This window comes from Kitasatospora sp. NPDC047058, assembly GCF_040643935.1.
Lineage (GTDB): Bacteria > Actinomycetota > Actinomycetes > Streptomycetales > Streptomycetaceae > Kitasatospora.
Genome location: NZ_JBEYVJ010000105.1, coordinates 1 through 23,009, shown reverse-complemented (window position 1 = coordinate 23,009; position 23,009 = coordinate 1). Strand labels below are relative to the sequence as shown.

At 73.5% G+C, this 23,009-nt stretch carries 20 protein-coding genes; 12 read left to right on the top strand and 8 right to left on the bottom strand.

Annotated features, from left to right (window positions below):
• A partial coding sequence (locus ABZ885_RS18130) for a DNA gyrase subunit A (RefSeq protein ID WP_360189029.1) occupies window positions 1–524 on the bottom strand: 524 nt, incomplete at its 3' end.
• Window positions 525–782: 258 nt separating this feature from the next.
• Here ABZ885_RS18130 and ABZ885_RS18125 point away from each other — a divergent pair.
• The 3 genes from ABZ885_RS18125 to ABZ885_RS18115 all read left to right on the top strand — a co-directional run bounded on the left by ABZ885_RS18125 (window position 783) and on the right by ABZ885_RS18115 (window position 5,010).
• Window positions 783–2,120, top strand: a complete 1,338-nt coding sequence (locus tag ABZ885_RS18125) for a pitrilysin family protein (RefSeq protein WP_360189026.1) — start codon at window positions 783–785, stop codon at window positions 2,118–2,120.
• 20 nt (window positions 2,121–2,140) lie between these two features.
• Window positions 2,141–3,508 (top strand): pitrilysin family protein, encoded by a 1,368-nt coding sequence (locus tag ABZ885_RS18120; RefSeq protein ID WP_360189035.1) that lies wholly within the window; start codon window positions 2,141–2,143, stop codon window positions 3,506–3,508.
• A 308-nt stretch (window positions 3,509–3,816) separates the two neighbouring features.
• Window positions 3,817–5,010, top strand: a complete 1,194-nt coding sequence (locus ABZ885_RS18115) for an RtcB family protein (RefSeq protein ID WP_360189023.1) — start codon at window positions 3,817–3,819, stop codon at window positions 5,008–5,010.
• A gap of 36 nt (window positions 5,011–5,046) precedes the next feature.
• Here the strand turns inward: ABZ885_RS18115 and ABZ885_RS18110 are convergent, their stop codons facing one another.
• Window positions 5,047–5,853, bottom strand: a complete 807-nt coding sequence (locus tag ABZ885_RS18110) for an LAGLIDADG family homing endonuclease (RefSeq protein ID WP_360189020.1) — start codon at window positions 5,851–5,853, stop codon at window positions 5,047–5,049.
• Between the two features lie 143 nt (window positions 5,854–5,996).
• A complete protein-coding gene (locus ABZ885_RS18105) occupies window positions 5,997–6,278 on the bottom strand; it encodes an HPr family phosphocarrier protein (protein ID WP_360189017.1) in 282 nt (93 codons plus the stop codon).
• A 271-nt stretch (window positions 6,279–6,549) separates the two neighbouring features.
• Here ABZ885_RS18105 and ABZ885_RS18100 point away from each other — a divergent pair, with 271 nt between their 5' ends.
• The 4 genes from ABZ885_RS18100 to ABZ885_RS18085 all read left to right on the top strand — a co-directional run bounded on the left by ABZ885_RS18100 (window position 6,550) and on the right by ABZ885_RS18085 (window position 12,185).
• The gene (locus ABZ885_RS18100; protein ID WP_360189032.1) at window positions 6,550–9,516 is read left to right on the top strand and encodes a GNAT family N-acetyltransferase; all 2,967 of its coding nucleotides are present in this window, start codon (window positions 6,550–6,552) and stop codon (window positions 9,514–9,516) included.
• Window positions 9,517–9,610: 94 nt separating this feature from the next.
• Window positions 9,611–10,210, top strand: coding sequence for a DUF5998 family protein (locus tag ABZ885_RS18095; RefSeq protein ID WP_148642670.1), 600 nt, complete (start codon window positions 9,611–9,613; stop codon window positions 10,208–10,210).
• Between the two features lie 83 nt (window positions 10,211–10,293).
• Entirely contained in the window at window positions 10,294–11,478 is a 1,185-nt protein-coding gene (locus ABZ885_RS18090) for a nucleotide pyrophosphatase/phosphodiesterase family protein (RefSeq protein WP_360189013.1), read from the top strand.
• A 50-nt stretch (window positions 11,479–11,528) separates the two neighbouring features.
• Entirely contained in the window at window positions 11,529–12,185 is a 657-nt protein-coding gene (locus ABZ885_RS18085; protein ID WP_360189010.1) for a thymidine kinase, read from the top strand.
• A 16-nt stretch (window positions 12,186–12,201) separates the two neighbouring features.
• On the opposite strand, the gene ABZ885_RS18080 is transcribed toward ABZ885_RS18085, so the two are convergent.
• Complete coding sequence (locus ABZ885_RS18080) at window positions 12,202–12,951, bottom strand: VOC family protein (protein ID WP_360189007.1); 750 nt, start codon at window positions 12,949–12,951, stop codon at window positions 12,202–12,204.
• A gap of 154 nt (window positions 12,952–13,105) precedes the next feature.
• Here ABZ885_RS18080 and ABZ885_RS18075 point away from each other — a divergent pair, with 154 nt between their 5' ends.
• A complete protein-coding gene (locus ABZ885_RS18075) occupies window positions 13,106–13,966 on the top strand; it encodes a sulfurtransferase (protein ID WP_360189004.1) in 861 nt (286 codons plus the stop codon).
• A 60-nt stretch (window positions 13,967–14,026) separates the two neighbouring features.
• Here the strand turns inward: ABZ885_RS18075 and sepH are convergent, their stop codons facing one another.
• On the bottom strand, window positions 14,027–15,106 hold the full coding sequence (gene sepH, locus ABZ885_RS18070) for a septation protein SepH (RefSeq protein WP_360189001.1): 1,080 nt from the start codon (window positions 15,104–15,106) through the stop codon (window positions 14,027–14,029).
• A 601-nt stretch (window positions 15,107–15,707) separates the two neighbouring features.
• On the opposite strand from sepH, the gene ABZ885_RS18065 reads away from it, so the two are divergent.
• The gene (locus ABZ885_RS18065; RefSeq protein ID WP_360188997.1) at window positions 15,708–16,562 is read left to right on the top strand and encodes a hypothetical protein; all 855 of its coding nucleotides are present in this window, start codon (window positions 15,708–15,710) and stop codon (window positions 16,560–16,562) included.
• A gap of 42 nt (window positions 16,563–16,604) precedes the next feature.
• Here ABZ885_RS18065 and ABZ885_RS18060 read toward each other — a convergent pair whose 3' ends face one another.
• Both ABZ885_RS18060 and ABZ885_RS18055 read right to left on the bottom strand, forming a co-directional pair.
• Window positions 16,605–17,927 carry a D-arabinono-1,4-lactone oxidase gene (locus ABZ885_RS18060; protein WP_360188994.1) on the bottom strand — a complete coding sequence of 441 codons (1,323 nt, stop codon included), beginning with the start codon at window positions 17,925–17,927 and terminating at the stop codon, window positions 16,605–16,607.
• A gap of 113 nt (window positions 17,928–18,040) precedes the next feature.
• Window positions 18,041–19,297 carry an MFS transporter gene (locus ABZ885_RS18055; protein ID WP_360188991.1) on the bottom strand — a complete coding sequence of 419 codons (1,257 nt, stop codon included), beginning with the start codon at window positions 19,295–19,297 and terminating at the stop codon, window positions 18,041–18,043.
• A 129-nt stretch (window positions 19,298–19,426) separates the two neighbouring features.
• Between ABZ885_RS18055 and ABZ885_RS18050 the strand changes: the two genes are divergently transcribed.
• Window positions 19,427–20,569 (top strand): ferrochelatase, encoded by a 1,143-nt coding sequence (locus ABZ885_RS18050; RefSeq protein WP_360188988.1) that lies wholly within the window; start codon window positions 19,427–19,429, stop codon window positions 20,567–20,569.
• 20 nt (window positions 20,570–20,589) lie between these two features.
• Complete coding sequence (locus ABZ885_RS18045; RefSeq protein ID WP_360188985.1) at window positions 20,590–21,393, top strand: inositol monophosphatase family protein; 804 nt, start codon at window positions 20,590–20,592, stop codon at window positions 21,391–21,393.
• A 194-nt stretch (window positions 21,394–21,587) separates the two neighbouring features.
• Here the strand turns inward: ABZ885_RS18045 and ABZ885_RS18040 are convergent, their stop codons facing one another.
• Window positions 21,588–21,773, bottom strand: coding sequence for a hypothetical protein (locus tag ABZ885_RS18040; protein WP_030301315.1), 186 nt, complete (start codon window positions 21,771–21,773; stop codon window positions 21,588–21,590).
• Window positions 21,774–22,227: 454 nt separating this feature from the next.
• Here ABZ885_RS18040 and ABZ885_RS18035 point away from each other — a divergent pair, with 454 nt between their 5' ends.
• Window positions 22,228–22,881, top strand: a complete 654-nt coding sequence (locus tag ABZ885_RS18035; protein WP_148642660.1) for a response regulator transcription factor — start codon at window positions 22,228–22,230, stop codon at window positions 22,879–22,881.
• The last annotated feature ends 128 nt before the right edge of the window (window positions 22,882–23,009 follow it).

The following is a 23,009-nucleotide window of genomic DNA, read 5'->3' as shown; positions in this document are numbered from 1 at the left end:
GGAAACGCCGCCGGCAGCGCCAACGGCTCCTGCTCACTGCCGTCGTAGTTCGGGCCGAAGTCCACGGTGTCCTCGTGGATCGACTCCACCATCGCCATCGACGCCGCCGTCAGCCGCGACTCCGTGTACCGCATCGCGGCCGGCGGGTCGTCGTTGCCCAGCGAACCGAAGTTCCCGTGCCCGTCGATCAGCGGCAGCCGCATCGAGAACGGCTGCGCCATGCGCACGACCGAGTCGTAGATCGACGCGTCACCGTGCGGGTGCAGCCGGCCCATCACCTCGCCGACCAGCCGCGCGCACTTCACGTGCCCGCGCTCCGGCCGTAGGCCCATCTCGTTGGCCTGGTACAGGATCCGGCGGTGCACCGGCTTCAGACCGTCCCGCGCGTCGGGCAGCGCACGCGAGTAGATCACGGAGTAGGCGTACTCCAGGAAGGAGCCCTGCATCTCGTCCACGACGTCGACGTCGAGGATCCGCTCCTCGAAATCTCCGGGCGGCGGGGTCTGCGAACTGCGGCGGGCCATCGCGGCGGGGCTCCCTTGCGTCTTGTCTGCTGCGTCTTGTCTGCTTCGGGCTGCTTCGGGCTGCTTCGAAATCAAGGCTCAGCTCACGGCTCAGCGCCCCCATTGTGGACCCTCGCACCGACAGACCCGGCCAGCGCCCCTCTTCCGCCCCTGGCGAACGCCCCGTCCGCGCGGACACATCCGCGCCCTCCGCGCGTTGCACCACAATGGGGGACGGCACACGAACCCCGACATCGACGACGGGAAGGACCCGAGCGCATGGCCAACCCGGCCCCCGCCTCCCACCGAGGCATCGCCATCACCGAGCACCGCCTGGCCAACGGCCTGCGGGTCGTCCTCTCCGAGGACCACCTCACGCCCGTCGCCGCCGTCTGCCTCTGGTACGACGTGGGCTCCCGGCACGAGGTGAAGGGCCGCACCGGGCTGGCCCACCTGTTCGAGCACCTGATGTTCCAGGGCTCCGCCAACGTCTCGAACAACGGTCACTTCGAGCTCGTCCAGGGCGCCGGCGGCTCGCTCAACGGCACCACCAGCTTCGAGCGCACCAACTACTTCGAGACCATGCCCGCCCACCAGCTCGAACTCGCCCTCTGGCTGGAGGCCGACCGGATGGGCTCCCTGCTCGCCGCCCTCGACGAGACCTCCATGGAGAACCAGCGCGACGTCGTCAAGAACGAGCGCCGCCAGCGCTACGACAACGTCCCCTACGGCACCGCCTTCGAGAAGCTCACCGCGCTCTCCTTCCCCGACGGCCACCCCTACCACCACACCCCCATCGGCTCCATGGCCGACCTGGACGCCGCCACCCTCGAAGACGCCCGCACGTTCTTCCGCACCTACTACGCGCCCAACAACGCCGTCCTCTCCGTCGTCGGCGACATCGACCCCGAGCAGACCATCGCCTGGGTCGAGAAGTACTTCGGCACCATCCCCGCCCACGACGGCAAGCAGCCCCCGCGCGACGGCACCCTCCCCGACACCATCGGCCGCGAACTCCGCGAGCACGTCCACGAGGACGTCCCCTCCCGCGCCCTGATGGCCGCCTACCGCCTCCCGCACGACGGCACCCGCGAGGCCGACGCCGCCGACCTCGCCCTCACCATCCTCGGCAGCGGCGAGTCCAGCCGCCTCTACAACCGCCTCGTCCGCCGCGACCGCACCGCCGTCGCCGCCGGCTTCGGCCTGCTCCGCCTCGCCGGCGCCCCCAGCCTCGGCTGGCTCGACGTCAAGACCTCCGGCGACGCCACCATCGAGCAGATCGAGACCGCCGTCGACGAGGAACTCGCCCGCTTCGCCGCCGAAGGCCCCACCACCGCCGAACTCGAGCGCGCCCAGGCCCAGATCGAACGCGAATGGCTCGACCGGCTCACCACCGTCGCCGGCCGCGCCGACGAACTCTGCCGCTACGCCGTCCTGTTCGGCGACCCCAAGCTGCTCGCCGACGCCCTCCCCAAGGTCCTCGACGTCACCGCCGAAGAGGTCCAGGCCGTCGCCCAGGCCCGCCTGCACCCGCAGAACCGCGCCGTCCTGGTCTACGAGCCCACCACCGCCGACGACACCGACGCCGAGACCGCCGAGGAGGGCGCTGCCGCATGAGCACCGACCACGTCCCCGCCATGACCTTCCACCCCCAGCCCCAGCCCGGCACCCCCAGCCCGTGGGCCTTCCCCGCCCCCGAGCGGGGCGCCCTCGGCAACGGCATCACCGTCCTGCACTGCCACCGCCCCGGCCAGCAGCTGATCGCCGTCGACGTCCTCCTCGACGCCCCGCTCGCCGCCGAACCCGACGGCCTCGACGGCATCGCCGGCATCCTCGCCCGCGCCCTCAACGAAGGCACCGACACCCTCACCGCCGAGGAGTTCGCCGCCGAACTCGAGCGCGCCGGCGCCACCCTCGACGCCCACGCCGACCACCCCTGCATCCGGGTCTCCCTGGAGGTCCCCGCCAGCCGGCTCCAGCGCGGCCTCACCCTGCTCGCCGACGCCCTGCGCGCCCCCGCCCTCCCCGAGGACGAGATCGAGCGCCTCGTCGCCAACCGCCTCGACGAGATCGTCCACGAGCAGGCCAACCCCGCCCGCCGCGCCGCCAAGGCCCTCTACGCCGAACTCTTCGACGGCGCCGACCGCCTCTCCCGCGCCCGCGGCGGCACCGCCGACACGGTCAAGTCCATCGACCGGGCCGCCGTCAAGGCCTTCTACGACGCCCACATCCGGCCCGCCACCACCACCGTCGTCGTGGTCGGCGACCTCACCGGCACCGACCTGCCCGCCCTGCTCGAAGCCACCATCGGCGCCTGGACGGCCGACCCCGCCACCCCCAGCACCCACGCCCCGGTCACCGCCGACGACACCGGCCGCGTCGTCATCGTCGACCGCCCCGGCTCCGTCCAGACCCAGGTCCTCATCGGCCGCATCGGACCGGACCGGCACGACGCCGCCTGGGCCGCCCAGATCCTCGGCACCTACTGCCTCGGCGGCACCCTCACCTCCCGCCTCGACCGCGTCCTGCGCGAGGAGAAGGGCTACACCTACGGCGTCCGAGCCTTCGCCCAGCCGCTGCGCTCCGCCGCCGACGGCAGCGGCCGCGCGCTGCTCGCGATCAGCGGCTCGGTGGACACCGCCTCCACCGCCCCGGCGCTCGCCGACACCTGGACCATCCTGCGCACCCTCGCCGCCGAGGGCCTCACCGACGCCGAGCGCGACGAGGCCGTGCAGTTCCTGGTCGGGGTCGCCCCGCTGAAGTACGAGACGGCGGGCTCGGTCGCCGGGACCCTGGCCGACCAGGTGGAGCAGCACCTGCCCGACGACTACCAGGCCGAGGTCTACCGGAAGCTCGCCGAACTCCCGACGGCCGCCGCCACCGAGGCCGTGGCCGCCGCCTTCCCGCCCGAGCGGCTGGTCACCGTCCTGGTCGGCGACGCCGCCGCGATCGCCGACGACGTCCGCGCGCTCGGCATCGGCGAGGTCACCGTGGTCGGCGCCTGACGCCCGAACCCCCGTACCGGCAGGGCCCGGTGGAGCACTCCGCTCCACCGGGCCCTGCCGCGTTAAATCCCTTGCGACGCGTGATCGCCCTGTGGGTAGATATCCCCCGGCAGCCGGTACACACACGGAGAGGAGGCGGTCACCATGCGGGTCGAGCCGACCAATTCGCGCTCCCCGAGGCCGTCCTCCCGACGCCCCTTCGCGGCCTGAACACCGCGCACCCCTGATCTTCCCCGAGCCGCACCGGGATTCCTTCGCGCGGCACCCACCTAGGCTTGAACCAACCGACCTTTGGAGGTCGTACCACCATGTCGTACACCGAGGTACCCGGCATCCGGGTCCCGATCCGGATGTGGACCGACCCGGCCACCGTCGAGGGCCAGGCGATGCAGCAGCTGCGCAACATCAGCTCGCTGCCCTGGCTGCACGGCCTCGCCGTGATGCCCGACGTCCACCTGGGCAAGGGCGCGACGGTCGGCTCCGTGATCGCGATGAAGGGCGCCGTCTGCCCGGCGGCGGTCGGCGTCGACATCGGCTGCGGCATGAGCGCGGTGAAGACGTCGCTGACCGCGAAGGACCTGCCGGACGACCTCTCCCGGCTGCGCTCCAAGATCGAGCAGGCCATCCCGGTCGGCCGCGGCGTGCACACCGACCCCGTCGACCCGCGCAAGCTCCACGGCTTCGCGACGGCCGGCTGGGACGACTTCTGGCACCGCTTCGACGGGGTCGCCCACGAGGTCAAGTGGCGTCGCGAACGGGCCATGCAGCAGATGGGAACGCTCGGAAGTGGCAACCACTTTTCGGAACTGTGCATTGACGAGACCGGTTCTGTCTGGTTGATGTTGCATTCTGGATCGCGCAACATCGGCAAGGAGCTGGCCGAGCACCACATGGGGGTGGCGCGGTCTCTTCCGCACAACCAGGGCCTGATCGATCGCGATCTCGCAGTGTTCATTTCGGACACTCCGCAGATGGCTGCTTACCGTCAGGACCTCTTCTGGGCGCAGGAGTACGCCAAGAACAACCGTGCGGTGATGATGGCGCTGTTCCAGGACGTCGTCCGCCGCGAGTTCGCCAAGGCGAAGGTGACCTTCGACGAGGTCATCAGCTGCCACCACAACTACGTGGCGGAGGAGCAGTACGACGGCATCGACCTGCTGGTGACCCGCAAGGGCGCGATCAGGGCCGGCTCCGGCGACTTCGGGATCATCCCGGGCTCGATGGGGACGGGTTCGTACATCGTCCGCGGCCTCGGCAACGAGGCGGCGTTCAACTCGGCCTCGCACGGCGCCGGCCGCAAGATGAGCCGCAGCGCTGCGAAGAAGCGGTTCACCACCCGTGATCTGGTCGAGCAGACCAAGGGCGTGGAGTGCCGCAAGGACTCCGGAGTCGTGGACGAGATCCCGGGCGCCTACAAGTCGATCGAGAAGGTCATCGAGCAGCAGAAAGACCTGGTCGAGGTCGTGGCGCACCTGAAGCAGGTCGTCTGCGTCAAGGGCTGACGTGGATGAGGCCCCCGGGAATTCCGGGGGCCTCATCTATGAAGCGATCGTTCGTGATCGGGACCGGTTGAGGCGCCATCGGCGGAGATTGCAGCTCTGCTCGGTGCGCCCGAGCTGTCTGGCGGCAGCCCTGGTGCTGGGCGCTGCCATGAGGATGTCGTCCTCGGCCTTGCTCCAGCTTCTCCTGGTCACCTTCTTCATGCCCGCCGGCCGGACCCAGGTGGCTGCCTGCAGTGCAGCGGCTTGTTTCCGGGGCAGTGCCAGGCAGCCCGGGTGGTAGAGGTCCTTCAGAACGGCAGCAGCCTCTTCGCGCGTGAACACGACGTTGTAGATCCCGTCGCGGTTGTTCCGCCTGAAGATGCGGCGCCCGGAGCCGGTGAGGTGCTCGACGTAGCTGGTGAAGAACGCTGCGATGGCGTCGCTCTTGGTGGTGAGGCCGACGAACGGAAGGCCCTTCGAGGTGCGGCCGACCGAGCCGTCGGCGTCGATCAGGCCCCTCAGGTAGTCACGCTCGGAGAACGGGACGCGTGGCGGCGCGACGATCTCGGACTTCCGTCCCGCAGGTAGGCCCAGCGCCTGAAGCTCTTCGCGGAATTCACGGGCGCAGACCGTCCACATCGCCGAAGTGTGGTCGGCCTTGAAGTTCGTGCTGCGGGTCCGGTGCCTGATCCTGCTGTTGTACGGGCAGAGCCGCTGGAACTCGTCGAGGATCGGGGCGTCGCGCGCGGAGAGCTCCACGGTGAGCCGGCCCTTGTTCCCGGGCCCCTGGGTGAGGTGCCCGTCCGCCTGGAGGAAGGCGAACAGGTAGGCGTGGTCGGGTCGTTCGAGGTCGAAGAACGTCATGCGCCGAGCATGTGTGCGACCGGCTGCCGACATGGGCCGATCGCTCACCGGTTCGCCCGATGGTATGGATGCGATCGAATGTGCGAACAAAAGCGCCCGGCAGTGCTAGGACTGCCGGGCGCTCCGTGTTCGGGCTGCCGGGTTCAGGCGGCGGCGGGGAGTTCGTCGAGGCCTTCCTGGACCAGCTTGGCGAGGCGGTCGAGGGCCGCGTCGGCGCCCTCGGCGTCGGAGGCGAGGATGACCTCTTCGCCGCCCTGGGCGCCGAGGCCGAGCAGGCCGAGCATCGAGGCGGCGTTGACCGGGTTGCCGCCGGGCTTGGCGATGGTGATCGGCACGCCGGCGGCCGTGACGGCCTTGACGAAGACCGAGGCGGGACGGGCGTGCAGGCCCTCGGCCCAACCGATGGTGACGCGGCGCTCAGCCATGAGACGTGCCTTTCCGGTGAAGCTGGTCATGGCCGCGCCCGGGGGAGCCGGCCATGTTGTCTAGACCAGTGTTGCACGCAGGTGACCCCTCCGGGCCGCCGCGTTGGGTACTTGTGATTGTTTCTTTCGGGGGCATAAGCAGGGGCATAAGCCCCGGCCAGGGGCCCTGGCGGGCCCTGTCCACCCTGCCGCCGGCGCAGGCCCGGCGCCATTCGGCCCCCCGCCGGATAACCTGACGAATGTGGACGACTCCGTGGCACCGCACCCCGGGCTGGGCCCGAAGCAGAGCGCGCAGCACCCCGAGCACGCCGGTCCGGACTACCCGCAGCACTGGGAGGCCGACGTCCTGCTGCGTGACGGCGGTACGGCCCTGATCCGGCCGATCACGCCCGCCGACGCCGACCGGCTGGTGGAGTTCTACGAGCAGGTGTCGGACCAGTCCAAGTACTTCCGCTTCTTCGCGCCCTACCCGCGGCTGTCGGACAGGGACGTCCGCCGTTTCACCCACCACGACTTCGTGAACCGGGTCGGCCTGGCCGTGGTGATCCGCGACCGCTTCATCGCGACCGTCCGCTACGACCGGATCGACGCCGACGGCCGTCCGTCGGAGACCGGCACCGATGCCGAGGTGGCGTTCCTGGTGCAGGACGCGCACCAGGGGCGGGGGGTGGCCTCGGCGCTGCTGGAGCACATCGCGGCGGTGGCGCAGGAGCGCGGGATCCGCCGGTTCCAGGCGGAGGTGCTGCCGGAGAACCGCAAGATGGTGAAGGTCTTCACCGATGCCGGCTACACCCAGCGCCGTAGCTTCGCCGACGGTGTGGTCCACCTGGAGTTCGACCTGGAGCCGACCGCGGCGTCGCTCGCGGTGATGCGGGCGCGCGAGCACCGCGCCGAGGCGAGGTCGGTGCAGCGGCTGCTGACCCCGCGGTCGGTGGCGGTGCTGGGGGTCTCGCGCAATCCGCAGACGGTCGGCCGGGCGCTCCTGCGCGACCTGCTGGCCGGCTTCGAGGCGGGCGGGCAGGCGGGCGGGCAGGCGGGCGGACTCGCGGGCGGACGGGCGGACGGGCAGCCCGACCAGGAGCAGGAGGGGCGCACCGGCCGGGGCGACCGGCAGGTCTACGCGGTGAACCGCAACGCCCCGCCCGGGACGGAGCTGGACGGCGTCCCGGTCCACCGGTCGGTGCTGGAGATCCCCGGCCCGGTGGACCTCGCGGTGATCGCCGTCCCGGCCGCCGCCGTGCCCGCCGCCGTCGCCGAGTGCGGCGCGCACGGCGTGCAGGGGCTGGTGGTGGTCACCGCCGGGTACGCGGAGACCGGTGCGGAGGGCCGGGACCGGCAGCGCGCCCTGGTCCGGCAGGCCCGGGCGGCCGGCATGCGGGTGATCGGCCCGAACGCCTTCGGCCTGATCAACACCGACGCCGGCCGGCCGCTGAACGCCTCGCTCGCGCCGGCCCTGCCGCGCCGCGGCGGCTTCGGCATCTTCTGCCAGTCCGGCGCGATCGGCGTCGCGCTGCTGGAGGCCGCGCACCGCCGGGGCCTGGGCGTCTCCTCCTTCGCCTCGGTCGGCAACCGCTCGGACGTCTCCGGCAACGACTTCCTCCAGTACTGGGCGGAGGACCCGGCCACCGAGGTGGTGCTGCTCTACCTGGAGTCCTTCGGCAACCCCCGGAAGTTCACCCGGATCGCCCGCCGGCTGGCCGTGGCCAAGCCGATCGTGGTGGTGAAGGGCGCCCGTCACACCGGCAGTCTGCCGCCGGGCCACGCCGTCCCGCCGACCGCCACCGGGCTGCGGGACGCGACCGTCGACGCGCTGTTCCAGCAGGCCGGTGTGACCAGGGTGGAGACGATCACCGAGCTGTACGACACCGGCGAGCTGCTCGCCCTGCAGCCGCTGCCGGCCGGGGACCGGGTGGCCGTGGTCGGCAACTCCGACTCGCTGGGCCTGCTGACCCACGACGCCTGCCTCAGCGCCGGGCTGCGCCCCCGCACCCCGGTGGACCTGACCACGGCCGCCACCGGCGAGAACTTCCGGATCGCGCTGGACGTGGCGCTGGACGACCCGGCGGTGGACGCGGTGATCGCCGTCGCGATCCCGCCGATCGGCACCTCGGCGCACGCGTTCATGGGCGGCCGGCTGGCCGGCCCGGACGATCCGGAGATGGGCTCGGACGATCCGGAGATCGCCGCCGCCCTGCTCGAAGCGGGTGCGCGGGCGAGGAAGCTGGGCAAGCCGCTGCTGCTCGCCCACCTGGCGCTGACCGACCTGCCGAGCCGGCTGCGCCCGGGCGGCATCCCCGCCTACCCGGCGCCCGAGCGGGCGGTGCACGCCCTCGCGCACGCCGTCCACTACGCGCAGTGGCGTCGCCTGATGGCGGAGGCGGAGGAGACCGCCCGCGTCCCCGAGCTGGACCGGATCGACGAGGGTGCCGCCCGCGCCCTGGTCGAGGCCGCGCTCTCCACGCGCACCGCGGCCCGCCCGTCGCCCCCCACCACCCTTGATCGTGGCGCTACGCGCCGGAGCTTCTTCGCCCGCACCCAGCCGGGCGGCGCGCGGATCACGCTGCCGGACGGGGACGCGGCGGCACTGCTCGCGCACTACGGCATCGACGTCTCGCCGACCCTGCCGGCCCCGGACGAGAAGACCGCCGTCCGGGCCGCCGCGACGCTCGGCTACCCCGTGGCGCTCAAGGCCACCGCCCCGCACCTGCGCCACCGCCCCGATCTCGGCAGCGTCCGGCTGGACCTGACCGGCGAGCCGGGGCTGCGCCGCGCCCACCGCGAGCTGGACGCGCTGCTCGGCGGGGCGGCCCAGGCCGGGCTGGTGGTGCAGCGGCTGGCCCCGCGCGGTGTGGACACCGTGATCGGCGCCACGGTCGACCCGGCGGTCGGCGCGATCCTCTCCTTCGGCCTGGCCGGCGCGCCCGCCGAGCTGCTCGGCGACGTCGCCCACCGGCTCGTCCCGGCCACCGACCAGGACGTCGCCGGGCTGATCCGCGAGGTGCGGGCGTCGCCGCTGCTGTTCGGCTGGCGCGGTGCCGAGGCGGTGGACACCGGGGCGCTGGAGGAGCTGCTGCTGCGGGTGTCCCGCCTGGTCGACGACTTCCCGGAGGTGGCCTCGGTGGACCTCGAACCCGTGGTCGTGGCCCCGCACGGACTGGCGATCCTGGGGGCGCGGGTGCGGATCGCGCCCCTGCCCGTCCGCAGCGATCTGGGTCCGCGCGCCATGAGCACGCTGTAATCTTCCTAGGTTGCGCCCTGCCCCGGGGCGCTGTTGTCCGGAAGCTCGGCGCCGTGCCGCCCGCTTCGTCGGCGGACCATGCCAGGATGGAGTTATGGCGAAGACCGGTACCACCACCACTCAGGACCTGCGCTCGGCGATCGAGCGCAGCGGCTACTACCCGGCCCTGGTGTCCGAGGCGGTCGAGTCCGCGGTGGGTCCCGAGCCGATCAGCTCCTACCTGGTGCACCAGGAGACCACCTTCGACGCCAACGAGGTCCGCCGGCACGTGACCGTGCTGGTGCTGACCCCGACCCGGTTCGTGGTGAGCCACACCGACGAGCAGTCCGGCGACGGCGCCGGCCCGGCGGTGCCGTACGCGACCACGTCCACCGAGAGCGTCCGGCTGGACCGGATCGGCTCGGTCGTGGTGAGCCGGATGGTCGCCAATCCGGAGACCTATACCCCGGGCACGCTGCCGCGCGAGGTGGTGCTGACCATCGGCTGGGGCGCGGTGCAGCGCCTGGACCTGGAGCCGGCCGGCTGCTCGGACCCGAACTGCGAGGCGGACCACGGCTATACCGGTTCGGCCACCGCTGACGACCTGTCGCTGCGGGTCAGTGAGGCCGGCGACGGCCCGGAGACGGTCGCCCAGGCGCTGGTGTTCGCCCGCGCCCTCTCCGACGCGACGATCAGCAACGGCCCGCGGGTCTGAGCCGGCGCCGCACGGCGACGTGCGACCCCTGACGTACGACGCACGACGACGCCACCGAAGCCAGGAAGCCAGCCCCTCACGTCATGTCCTTCGCACCCGACGGCCCCGACGCCTTCGAGATCCTCGACCCCGCCACCGCCCCGGCGCCCCCGTACGGCGGTGGTTCGCTCTGCGACCTGCTGCCCTCGGTGGCGGCCGGCCTCGGCGTGCCCGGGTTCACCGCGACGCTGCCGATCGCGCCCGCCGACCGGGTGGTGGTGTTCCTGGTCGACGGCCTCGGCTGGGAGCTGCTGCTGCGCCACCCCGAGTACGCGCCGTTCCTGTCCTCGCTGGCCGGCAGCTCGCTCGGCGGCACCGGCCGCCCGCTGACCGCGGGGTTCCCGTCCACCACCGCGACCTCGCTGGCCTCGGTGGGCACCGGGACGGCGCCGGGCCTGCACGGCCTGGCGGGCTACACGGTGGCGGTGCCGGGCGCCGGCTACCTGATGAACCAGCTGCGCTGGCAGCCGCACACCGATCCGGCGCTCTGGCAGCCGTACCCGACGGTGTTCGAGCAGACCCACGCCGCCGGGGTGGCGACCGCCCAGGTCTCCTCGCCGCTGTTCGCCCAGACCCCGCTGACCCGGGTGGCGCTGTCCGGGGGCTCCTTCCTCGGCCGCACCACCGGTGAGGAGCGGATGGACCGGGCCGCCGCCTGGCTGGCCGAGCACGACCGCGCCCTGGTCTACACCTACGTGAGCGAGCTGGACGGCGCCGGTCACCGGTTCGGGGTGGACTCCGACGAGTGGCGGATGACCCTGGACGCGGTGGACCGCCTGGCCCGGCGGCTGGCCGAGCAGCTGCCGCCGCGCTCGGCGATGTACGTCACGGCCGACCACGGCATGATCGACATCGCTCCCGAGGACCGGATCGACTTCGACGAGGACTGGGAGCTCGGCGCCGGCGTGGCCCTGCTCGGCGGCGAGGGCCGGGCCCGGCACGTGTACGCGGTGCCGGGGGCGGCTGCCGACGTGCACACGGTCTGGAGCGAGGTGCTCGGCGACCGGATGTGGGTGGCGACCCGGGACGAGGCGATCGCCGCCGGCTGGTTCGGCCCCTCGGTGGACGAGCGGGTCTACCACCGGATCGGCGACGTCGTCGCCGCCGCCCGCGACGACATCGCCGTGATCGCCTCCCGCAACGAGCCCGGCGAGTCCGCGATGATCGGCCTGCACGGCTCGATGACCCCGGTCGAGCAGTTCGTGCCCCTGCTCGAAGTCCGCGCGTGAACCCCCGCTCCGCGTGAACTCCCCCTCTTCGAAAGGCCTCTGCTCCACCCATGGCTGAACTGGTGTTCTTCTCGGGCACGATGGACTGCGGGAAGTCGACGCTCGCGCTCCAGATGGACCACAACCACGCCGCCCGCGGCCGGCAGGGGATCATCCTCACCCGCAACGACCGGGCCGGCGCGGCCACCATCTCCAGCCGCCTCGGCCTGCGCGCCGAGGCCGTCGAGGTGACCGACGACTTCGACTTCCACGCGCACGTCGTGCACCGGCTCTCGGCCGGCGGCCGGGTGGACTACCTCATCTGCGACGAGGCCCAGTTCTTCGCCGCCGAGCAGGTCGACCAGCTGGCCCGGGTGGTCGACGAGCTCGGCATCGACGTCTTCACCTTCGGCATCACCACCGACTTCCGGACCAGGCTCTTCCCCGGCTCGCAGCGGCTGATCGAACTGGCCGACCGGGTCGAGGTGCTGCAGGTCGAGGCGCTCTGCTGGTGCGGTGCGCGCGCCACCCACAACGCCCGCACGGTGGGCGGCGTGATGGTGGTCGAGGGCGCCCAGGTCGTGATCGGCGACATCTCGGTGCGCGAGGACGAGGTCGGCTACGAGGTGCTCTGCCGCAGCCACCACCGCCGCCGGCTCACCGCCGCGACCTCCCGTGCCTCGGTGCTCTCCCCGGACGTGCTGCCCTTCGAGGAACAGCAGGCCTGACCGGCGGGCGGGCCGGTCAGCGCGGCTGCAGCACCGAGAAGTGCCCGCCCTGCGGGTCGGCCAGCCGCGCCACCCGGCCCCGCCCGGTGTCCTGCGGCTCCAGCAGGACCCGGCCGCCCAGCTCGACCGCCCGACGGACCGTCAGGCCGACGTCCCCGACCGCGAAGTGGACGCGCCAGCGCGGCGGGTGGCCGCGCAGCTCGGCCCCGGGCCGGATGCCCGCCACCGGTCGGCCGTCCACCAGCAGCGCGGACCCGCCGCCGGCCGGCGCCACCGGCCGCCCCAGCACCGCGCCGTAGAAGACCGCCGCACCCTCCTCGTCCGGGGTGATCAGCTCGGCCCAGACCGGCCCGCCCGGCTCGGGGCCGGCCTCCCGCCCCGGGTGCTCCTCGCCCTGCCAGAGGCCGAAGACCGCGCCGGACACGTCGGCCGCGATGGCCAGCCGCCCGGCCCGCTCGGCCTGCAACGGCCCGACCGCCACCGTGCCGCCGCACTCGCGCACCAGCTGGGCCGTCCGGTCGGCGCTGTCCACCGCGAAGTAGGTGGTCCACTGGACGGGGAAGCCCGTCACCGTGGAGACGCCGAGGCCGGCCACCGGGGCACCGCCGACCTCGGCCCGCACGTAGGCGCCGAGCTGGGTGGGGCCCGGCGTGTACGTCCAGCCGAGCAGCCGGCCGTAGAACGCGCGGGCGCCGTCCAGGTCGTCGGTCATCAGGCTGACCCAGCACGGAGTGCCCTGGGCGAGCCGGAGTTGCACCGCGGGCATGCGGGCCTCCTCAGCGGCGTTCGGCGCACGGAGCTGCGCACGTGAGGGTGATGGTTCCACCCTGGCGCGCGCCCAACCCCCGGGCCGCGCGGAAAGTCCGGCAAAGACCGCACAAAGAGCGCCGGGGCGGCGGCACTGCGCGAGAATGACCGCCATGACGACCTCTCACGACGATTTCCCGCTGGTCTCGGTGGCCGGCCTCCAGGAGGCGCTCGGCTCCGCCCGTCCGCCGGTCCTGCTCGATGTGCGCTGGCAGCTCGGCGGCCCGCCCGGGATCGAGGACTACACGGCCGGCCACCTGCCCGGCGCCCACTTCGTCGCGCTGGACGCCGACCTCGCGGCCCCGGCCGGCCCGCCCGGGCAGGGCGGCCGCCACCCGCTGCCGGACGTGGAGGACTTCGGGGCCGCGCTGCGCCGCTTCGGGGTCAGCGCCGACCGCCCGGTGGTGGTGTACGACGGTGCCACCTCGCTGGCCGCGGCCCGGGCCTGGTGGCTGCTGCGCTGGGCCGGCCACCGGGACGTGCGGGTGCTGGACGGCGGGTTCGCGGCCTGGCAGGCGGCCGGGCTGCCGGTGACGGCCGAGGTGCCGGTGCCCGAGGAGGGCGACTTCAAGCCGGTGCCGGGGCAGCTGCCGACGGTGGACGGTGACGGCGCCGCGGCCTGGGCCCGGTCCGGCCTGCTGCTGGACGCCCGGGCGGGGGAGCGCTACCGGGGCGAGACCGAGCCGATCGACCCGCGTGCCGGGCACATCCCGGGTGCGGTCTCCGCGCCGACCACCGGGAACGTCGGCCCGGACGGGCGGTTCCTCCCGGCGCCCGAACTCGCCGAGCGGTTCCGTGCGCTGGGCGCGGGCGAGCAGCCGACCGCCGTGTACTGCGGCTCGGGGGTGACGGCGGCCCACCAGATCCTCGCGCTGGCGGTGGCGGGCGTGCCGGCCACGCTGTACCCGGGGTCGTGGAGCGAGTGGTCGAGCGACGAGAGCCGCCCGGTGGCGGTCACCGACCAGCCGGGCTGAGCCGGGACGGCACACCGAGGAGGGGCGCCCCGCACGGGACGCCCCTCCTCGGTGTTGCGGCTACTCCTGCTTCTTGCGCCGGCTGCCGAAGACGATCTCGTCCCAGCTCGGCACGGTGGCCCGGCGTCCGGGCCGGACGCCGTCCGCCTCGGCCTGCCGGTCGGTGGTGCCGACCAGCCGCTCGCGGTGCGGGGCGACGGCGCGCGGCATCAGGATGTCGGCGTACGCCGAGCCCGCGCCGACCGCGGGTGCGGCGGCGGCCGCCTCCTCGTCCTCCTCGGCGACCTCGGCGGGCACCACCGGCTCGATCGACGGCGGCGCGCCGACGGCGAGGTCGCCGCGGAAGGCGGGCACGACGTCGAGCAGGCTGGTCAGCGAGTCGCGCGACTCGGCGGTCGCCTCGCGGGCCTCGCGCACCTCGCGGGCGGACATGATGCGGTCGGCGGACGGCCGGTCGATCATCGGGCGCGGCGGCCGGTCCTGGGGGAGCCGGGCGATCCGCGGGATGAACGGGAAGACCGACTCCTCCTCGCGCTCGACGTTCTCGCCGATCAGCGCCCGGGCCTCGTCGTCGTTCGGCTGGACCAGGCGGCGCGGCGGGTCGTACGTCCAGGACGCACTGCGGCCCTCGTCGTCGGCCCGGTAGGAGAGGATGACCTCCCAGGTGCCGTCGTCGCGCCGCCAGGAGTCCCAGCGCTCGGTGTCCTTCTCGGCACCGCGCAGCGCGAGCCGCTCGGCGACGGCCTCGCCCAGCTGCGGTCCGGTGGACTCGCCGTGCCGGCGGATGGCGGTCTTGCGGGCCCGCTCGGCCATGAAGGCGCGCTCGGCGAGCACCGGTCCCTCGAAGCGGCGGACCCGGTCGACGGAGATGCCGGCGGCCTGTGCGACCTCCTCGGCGGAGGCACCGGCTCGTATCCGCGCCTGGATGTCACGCGGGCGGAGGTGGCTCTCCACCTCGATCTCGATCTGGCCGAGGCGGGGACGGTCGCCCCGGATGGCGGCGCGCAGCCGCTCGTCGATGGGGAGGGTGTACTCCGTGCTGTCGGCAGCCTTGAGCACCAGCCGTGTGCCGTCGTTGCTGACGGCCACAACCCGCAGTTCGGGCACGGTTACCTCCCGGGTGGTGCCTGCCGACGTCACCTGCGTCGCTGCTCCCGTACTGAGTGTGGCCTGCCCGCTCGCGACTGGCCACAACCTTGCTGAGTTCCCCGGCGTGTCGGGCTTACGGCCGGGCACGCCACTGTGGCACGGTTGCCTTTTTGCCACGTCGCTCTTTGACGTCGCGCCTGGGTGTCCCGGCCGTCCTCGCACGCGCAGTGAACGCGACGATCCGGGACGGGCGTCGCCGTGCGTGCCTGCGCCGTGGCTCTTCGTCAAGATGCCGGTTGATGGGCAGTCGACAAGTCGACCCAAGGCTCAGGCTTTACGAACAGTACTCCATTCGTGGCATCCGAAGGGGCGGCTCGCCGCTCAAGTCTCCCGCGATTCACGGGAATCTCAAGAGCGCACTCTCCCGATGGCGGACGATCCACCGGTGAACGGTGATCATCTTCACATATATCTCCCGCACAGAACCGCATTTTCGTCCCTTGTGTCCTTCTTTGGGCAAGATGGAGTGACTTGTTCGAAGAACAGTCGTACGGACCGAGGGATGCCGATGCCGGAGCAGCGGGCCGCCGAGAGGCCGGTCGAGGAGGGTGGCGGGGAAGGTCGCAGGCGAATTGACCTGAGTGTGGCTCAGGTGACGGCCAGTGCGCTCGCCGCGGTGGCGGGGGCGGTTCTCGCGTCCGAACTCGGCGTCTACGGCACCATTCTGGGGGCCGCGGTGGTGAGTGTCGGGGCCACCACCGGCAGTGCGGTGTTCCAACACCTCTTCAAACGCACCGGTGAACAACTGCGCGATGCGGTGGAGCGGAGCGGCCCGGGTCCGGCCGTGAACGAACTCCGGCAGGTTCCCGTGACGGCCGGACCGGCCGGCCGCCTGCCCGGCGCTATGCCCGCCGGCCCGGCACCCGCGCCCTCCGCGGAATGGAGCGAGCCGCAGGTGGTCCGGGCGCGCCGGCGGTGGACCTGGAAGACGTACGCGGCGGTGTCCGGACTCGTCTTCGTCCTGGCGATGACACCGATCGTCGCCTTCGAACTGGCCACCGGGCAGCCGGTGTCGGCCACGGTGCAGGGGGAGCCGGGGAGCGGCACCTCGCTGGGCGGCACGGTGGGCCCGGGGTCCGCGGACCCGTCGGCCCCGGCGGAGCGGCCGGCCGGCGTGCCCGGCGGCGGGCCCTCCGGCGGTTCGTCGCCGTCGGCCGGGAAGGACGGCGGCGCCTCGGCTCCTGCCACTCCGTCGCACGGTCCGGGTGCCGGGCGCAGCGGCACGGCCTCCCCGTCGGCGGGCCCGAGCCCGTCGCCGACCGGCGGTCCGTCCTCCCCGGCCGGGCCGTCCGGCGGGCCGTCCGGCGGGGCGACCGGGACAGCGGCCCCGACCGGAGGGGCCGCCCGGCCGTCCGGCGGGGCGACCCCGCAGCCGCCCGCCCCGAGCGGCGCACCGGCCGCGGTCTCCCCGGCGGCCGCCGCCCCCGCCGCCGGAGCGGAGGGCTGAGCGGCGCTGGGGGCTGAGGGCTGAGCCGCTGGGGGCCCAGGGCTAGGCGCCGAGGACCCGTCGCAGGTAGTCGTTGCCGAAGCGGCGCTGCGGGTCGAGCTCGTCCCGCAGCGCCGTGAAGTCGGCGAAGTGCGGGTAGACCCCGGCGAGGTAGCCGGCGTCGCGGGTGTGCAGCTTGCCCCAGTGCGGGCGGCCCCGGTGGGCGGTCATCAGCTTCTCCACCTCGGTGAAGTAGCCCTGTTCGGCCGTGCCCCGGTAGAGGTGGACGGCGATGTAGGCGCTGTCCCGGCCGTTGGCGGTGGAGAGCCAGAGGTCGTCGGCGGGGGCGAACCGCACCTCGACCGGGAAGCTGATCCGCCAGTCGGACCGTTCGATCATCGTCTTCAGTTCGCGCAGCACCCCGGCGACCTCGGCGCGCGGCACCGCGTACTCCATCTCGATGAACCGGACCTTGCGCGGGCTGGTGAACACCTTGTACGCGGTGTCGGTGTAGCTGCGGTCCGACCAGGCGCGGCTGGCCAGCGAGGCGATGGTGGGCACGGCGGCGGGGAAGTGCCGGCCGACCCGGCAGGCCCCCTCCCAGACGGTGTTGGAGAGGAGGTCGTCCTCCAGCCACCCCTTGAACCGGGGCAGCGGTGCGGCCGGCCCCTGGCTGCGGTTGTTGCGCTTGGTGGAACAGCGGTCGGTGTGCGGGAACCAGTAGAACTCGAAGTGCTCGTTGACCGAGGTGAGGTCGTCGAGCCGGTCCAGCACCTCGTCGAAGCGCATCGGCTGCTCGTGCGCGGTGAGCAGGAAGGCCGGTTCGACGGCGAGGGTGAGCGCGGTGATCACGCCGAGTGCGCCGAGGCCGAGCCGGGCGCCCTGGAAGAGCCGCGGGTTCTCGGTGGGGGAGCAGCGCCGGACGGTGCCGTCGGCGAGGACGATCTCCAGCGCGCGGATCTGGGCGGCGAGGGAGCCGGAGTCCCGGCCGGTGCCGTGGGTGCCGGTGCTGGTGGCGCCGGCCACGGTCTGCACCTCGATGTCGCCCATGTTGGTGAGCGAGAGCCCGGCGGCGGCGAGCAGCCGGTTGAGCCGGGCCAGCGGCAGGCCGGCCTCGACGGTGACGGTGCCGGCCTCGCGGTCGACGGCGCGGACGGCGGTCAGCGCGTGCGGGCGGACCAGGACGCCGTCGCCGGCCGAGGCGATCGAGGTGAAGGAGTGGCCGGAGCCGACGGCCTTGACGGTGCGGCCCTGGTCGGCGGCGCGCAGGATCTCCTTGGCCAGTTCCTCCGCGGTGCCGGGCGTGACCACCTTGGCCGGGTGGGCGCTCTGGTTGCCGGCCCAGTTGGTCCAGCGGGTGCGGGGGGCGGTACTGGCCTGGGGCATGCGGTGCCTCCTGCTCGGTGGCCGAACGGTGTCGGCTCGCTCCGGGGCGGCCGGCCCGCCCTGCGGTCTCCCTACCCGCGGGTAGGCCCACGGGTAGGGAGAGAGTAGTCAGTTCACCGTTCGAGGTCTACGGTCTGTCCGGCGGGCTCGGCGGCCCCGGGAGCGGCGACGCCGGCCCGCAGGCGGCGCAGTCCGGCGAGGGCGGCGAGGACGCCGAACGCCCCGGCGACCAGGGGCACCCAGTAGCCGGCCGCGGCACCGGCGGCGTCGACCACCCAGCCGCCGGCCGCGGAGCCGAACGCGACGCCGATGGCGAGCCCGGTGGTGGTCCAGGCCATGCCCTCGGTGAGCTGGGCGGGCGGGACGAGCCGTTCGACCAGGGCCATCGCGGAGATCAGGGTGGGGGAGATGGCGAGGCCGGCGATCAGCAGGGCGGTGCCGACGGCGACCAGCCCGCCGGTGCCCTGCACGGTCGAGGCGACGAGCAGGACCGGGATCATGCTGACCGCCATCAGCACCACCCCGGCGAAGAAACGGTTCGCCAGCGAGCCCTTCGGCTTGAGCGCGCCGTAGACCATGCCGGCCAGTCCGGAGCCGAGTGCCCAGACGGCGAGGACGGTGCCGGCGATCCCCTCGTTGCCCTGCGCCTTGGCGAAGGCGACGGTGACGATCTCGACCGAGCCGAAGATCGCACCGGTGGCGATGAAGGTGAGCACCAGGACGACCAGGCCGCCGTTGCGGATGGCGCTGCCGCCGCTGTGCGCGGCCGCGGGGTGGACCGGGGGTTCGGTGCGGCGCTGGGCGGTGAACAGGGCGATGCCGACGGTGAACGCGACGACGGCGGCGAGCACGCCGGATTCGGGGAAGACGTTGGTGGCCAGGCTGACCGCGACGATCGGGCCGACCATGAAGCAGAACTCGTCGACCACCGCCTCGAAGGAGTAGGCGGTGTGCAGCAGGTCCGGTTTGTCGCGGTAGAGGTGGGCCCAGCGGGCGCGGACCATGGCGCCGGCGCTGGGCATCACGCCCATGCAGACGGCGAACAGGAAGAGCGTCCAGGACGGTGCGTCGAAGTGCGCGCTGAGCAGCAGCCCGATCGCGGCGGCCACGGTGACCGCGGCGGCGGGCAGGGCGACCCGGCGCTGCCCGTGCCGGTCGATCAGCCACGAGACCATCGGCCCCAGGACGCCGGCGGCGATCGCCAGCGCGGCCGACACGGCGCCCGCCACCCCGAACGACCCTCGCTGCTCGGAGAGCATCGTCACGATGCCGATCCCGGTCATGGAGATCGGCAGCCGGGCTATGAACCCGGCGGAGGAGAAGGCCAGGGTGCCGGGGGCGGCGAAGATCTGGCGGTAGCTGGAGAGCACGGGGGAGCTCCGTGAAAGTAAGGAACGAGGCTGATCAACACAGCTTACGTACCTTGGCAAACAGTATTTTCCGGACACCCGCGCGGCCCCGCCGACGGTCTCCGCCCCCTCAATGGCAGGATCGGTGCCATGTCCGACGCGCGCAAACCCTCACCCTCCGGCGCCGCCCCGTACGACGCCCTGCTGCTGCTCTCCTTCGGCGGGCCCGAAGCCCCCGAGGACGTCGTCCCGTTCCTGGAGAACGTCACCCGCGGCCGCGGCATCCCCAAGGAGCGGCTGAAGGAGGTGGGCAAGCACTACTTCATGTTCGGCGGGGTCAGCCCGATCAACGAGCAGAACCGCGAGCTGCTGGCCGCCCTGCGCAAGGACTTCGCCGAGCACGGCCTCGGCCTGCCGGTCTACTGGGGCAACCGGAACTGGGCGCCGTACCTCACCGACACCCTGCGCGAGATCGCCGCCGACGGACACCGCCGGATCGCCGTCCTCGCCACCAGCGCCTACGCCGGCTACTCGGGCTGCCGCCAGTACCGGGAGAACCTCGCCGACGCGCTGGCCCGGCTCGCCGAGGAGGGCCTGCCCGGGCTGCGGGTGGACAAGCTGCGGCACTTCTACAACCACCCCGGCTTCGTCGAGCCGATGATCGAGGCGACCCTCGCAGCCCTGGACCGGCTGCCCGCGGACGTCCGGGGCGGCGCCCGGCTGGCGTTCACCACCCACTCCATCCCGGACACCATGGCTGAGAGCTCCGGCGCCCCGGACGACCCGGCCCGCGGCCGGCCCGGCGGCGCCTACGTCGCCCAGCACCTGGACGTGGCCCGTCTGGTCGCCGCCGCCGTCGCCGAGCGCACCGGCGTCGCCGACCGGCCCTGGGAGCTGGTCTTCCAGAGCCGCAGCGGCGCCCCGCACATCCCGTGGCTGGAGCCCGACATCTGCGACCACCTGGAGGCCCAGCACGCCGACGGCGCGCCGGCCGTCGTGATGGTCCCGATCGGCTTCGTCTCCGACCACATGGAGGTCAAGTACGACCTCGACACCGAGGCCGTGGCCAAGGCCGCCGAACTGGGCCTGCCGGTCGCCCGCGCCGCCACCGTCGGCGCCGATCCCCGGTTCACCGCCGCCGTGCGCGAACTCGTGCTGGAGCGGGCCGCCGCCGAGCGCGGCGAGGCCGTGACCCGCTGCGCCCTGGGCACGCTCGGCCCCAGCCACGACGTGTGCGCGGTGGCCTGCTGCCCCAACCCGCGCGCCCCCCGCCCGGCCGCCGCCGAGCGCTGAACCCGTTCCGAGGAGATCCCGTGCCCAGCCCCGAACTGCTCGACGAACTGCTCGACGTCGCCCTGGACGCCGCCCGGCAGGCGGGCGCCCTGCTGCGCGACGGCCGGCCCGCCGACCTGGGCGTGGCGGGCACCAAGAGCAGCCCGGTCGACGTGGTCACCGAGATGGACCTCGCCTCCGAGAAGCTGGTCCTGGAGCTGATCGGCGGCCGCCGCCCGGCGGACGGCTACCTCGGCGAGGAGGGCGCCGAGCGGCCCGGCACCAGCGGGGTCCGCTGGGTGGTCGACCCGCTGGACGGCACCGTCAACTACCTGTACGGGCTGCCCTCCTGGGCCGTCAGCGTGGCCGCCGAACTGGACGGCGAGGCGGTCGTCGGCGTGGTGTTCGCCCCGGCGCGCGGTGAGCTGTTCCACGCCGTGCGGGGCCGCGGTGCGCACCTGGACGGGCGGCCGCTCACGGTCCGCCCCGCCCCGCCGTGGGGGCAGGCGCTGATCGGCACCGGCTTCAACTACGTGCAGCAGGTGCGGGTCCGGCAGGCCGAGGTGCTGCTGGCCCTGATGCCGGAGGTCCGTGACGTCCGCCGGGGCGGGGCCGCCGCGGTGGACCTCTGCGACGTCGCGGCCGGCCGGCTGGACGGCTACTACGAGCGCGGGCTCGCCCCCTGGGACCGGGCGGCCGGCTGCCTGATCGCCGCCGAGGCGGGCGCCCTGGTCGGCGGACGCCCGGGGCACGGCCCGGACGGCGCGCTGACCGTCGCCGCCGCGCCCGGCGTCTACGAGCCGCTCCAGGAGCGGCTGGCCGCGCTACGCGCCTGGGAGGACTAGCCGGGGTCCGTCCGGCGCCGCCCCCGGCCCGGCGGTCTCCGAGCGGGCGACAGCGGTTTCCGGGCGGGTCACGGCGGTTTCCGGGCAAACGAAGAGCCCTGGCACACGAGGGATGCCAGGGCTTGGGTTTCGCACGGCCCCCGCAGGGCCGCTGGTGCCGGAGGTCCGGCGTCGGGTCGGGCTGGTCGGGTGGTTCAGGCGGCGGTGCGGTGGCGTTCCAGCACCGTGTCCACGCCGTGCTCGGCGGCGAGTCGGCGCAGATCGTCCAGCTCGGACTGCTCCACCTCGGCCAGGAATTCGTCCCCGGCCTCGATCGCGCGGTGCAGATCCTGCTCGGCGTTGGCTATGCGCTGCAGGATTCCGGCGGTGAAGGCGTCCATACGGGCCCCCTTACTGTGTCGGACGTGCACGTTCGTGCGTCCCCCGCCCCAGGGTGGTGGTGGCCAACGGCAGCGTCCGGATCCGGCAGGTCGAGATCTCCGGTCGGGCGCGGAGTCGGCCCTCGGCCGCTCCCGGTGACGTCCCAGCCCCAGGGCCGGCGCGGATGAACGCACGGCGGGTGGGTGCGATCGGCCAACAGCCAGATCGCGGGTGTGCACCTGTCCTCCCCGCCCCCGGCCGGAGGAAACCTCCCGGGGCGAGAAAGTTGCCCGTGTCACAGTCCAACCGGAGTGCTCCGGACGCGAACCGCGGTCTCCGCCCCGGTCGCACCGGCCGGGCGCCCGTGCCTCCGGGGCAGCTTATCGCTGCTTTACCGCGGGACCAGGCAGGATGGAGCCACGTTCGGAGCCGTGCGTCCGCTTCCGGGGCCGGCCTGGAGAAGGGACAACGACCGTGCGGGTTCTCGTCGTCGAGGACGAGCAGCTGCTTGCCGAGGCCGTCGCGACCGGCCTGCGCCGCGAGGCGATGGCCGTCGACGTGGTGTACGACGGGGAGGCCGCGCTCCAGCGCATCGCGGTCAACGACTACGACGTGGTGGTCCTCGACCGCGACCTGCCGCTGGTCCACGGGGACGACGTCTGCCGCAGCGTGGTCGACCAGGGCCTGGCGACCCGGGTGATCATGCTGACCGCCTCCGGCGACATCAGCGACCGGGTCGAGGGCCTGGAGATCGGCGCCGACGACTACCTGCCGAAGCCGTTCGCCTTCAGCGAACTCGTCGCCCGGGTACGGGCGCTGGGCCGCCGGGCGACCGTCCCGCTGCCGCCGGTGCTGGAGCGCGCCGGCATCTCGCTCGACCCCGGCCGCCGCGAGGTCATCCGCGACGGACGGCCCGTCCAGCTCGCCCCCAAGGAGTTCGCCGTCCTGGAGGTGCTGATGCGGGCCGGCGGCGCCGTCGTCTCCGCCGAGCAGCTGCTCGAGAAGGCCTGGGACGAGCACACCGACCCCTTCACCAACGTCGTCCGGGTCACCGTGATGACCCTGCGCCGCAAGCTCGGGGACCCGCCGGTGATCGTCACCGTGCCGGGCTCCGGCTACCGGATCTGACCCCGCCGGCCACCGCGCCGGCTCACCGCGCCCGCCGCCCGGCGGACGCCCCGAGAGGAACACCATGACCACCCCGCCCCCGGCCGGCGGGCCCTCCGGCGCGCCCGCCGGCGGCCCGCGCGCCGTAC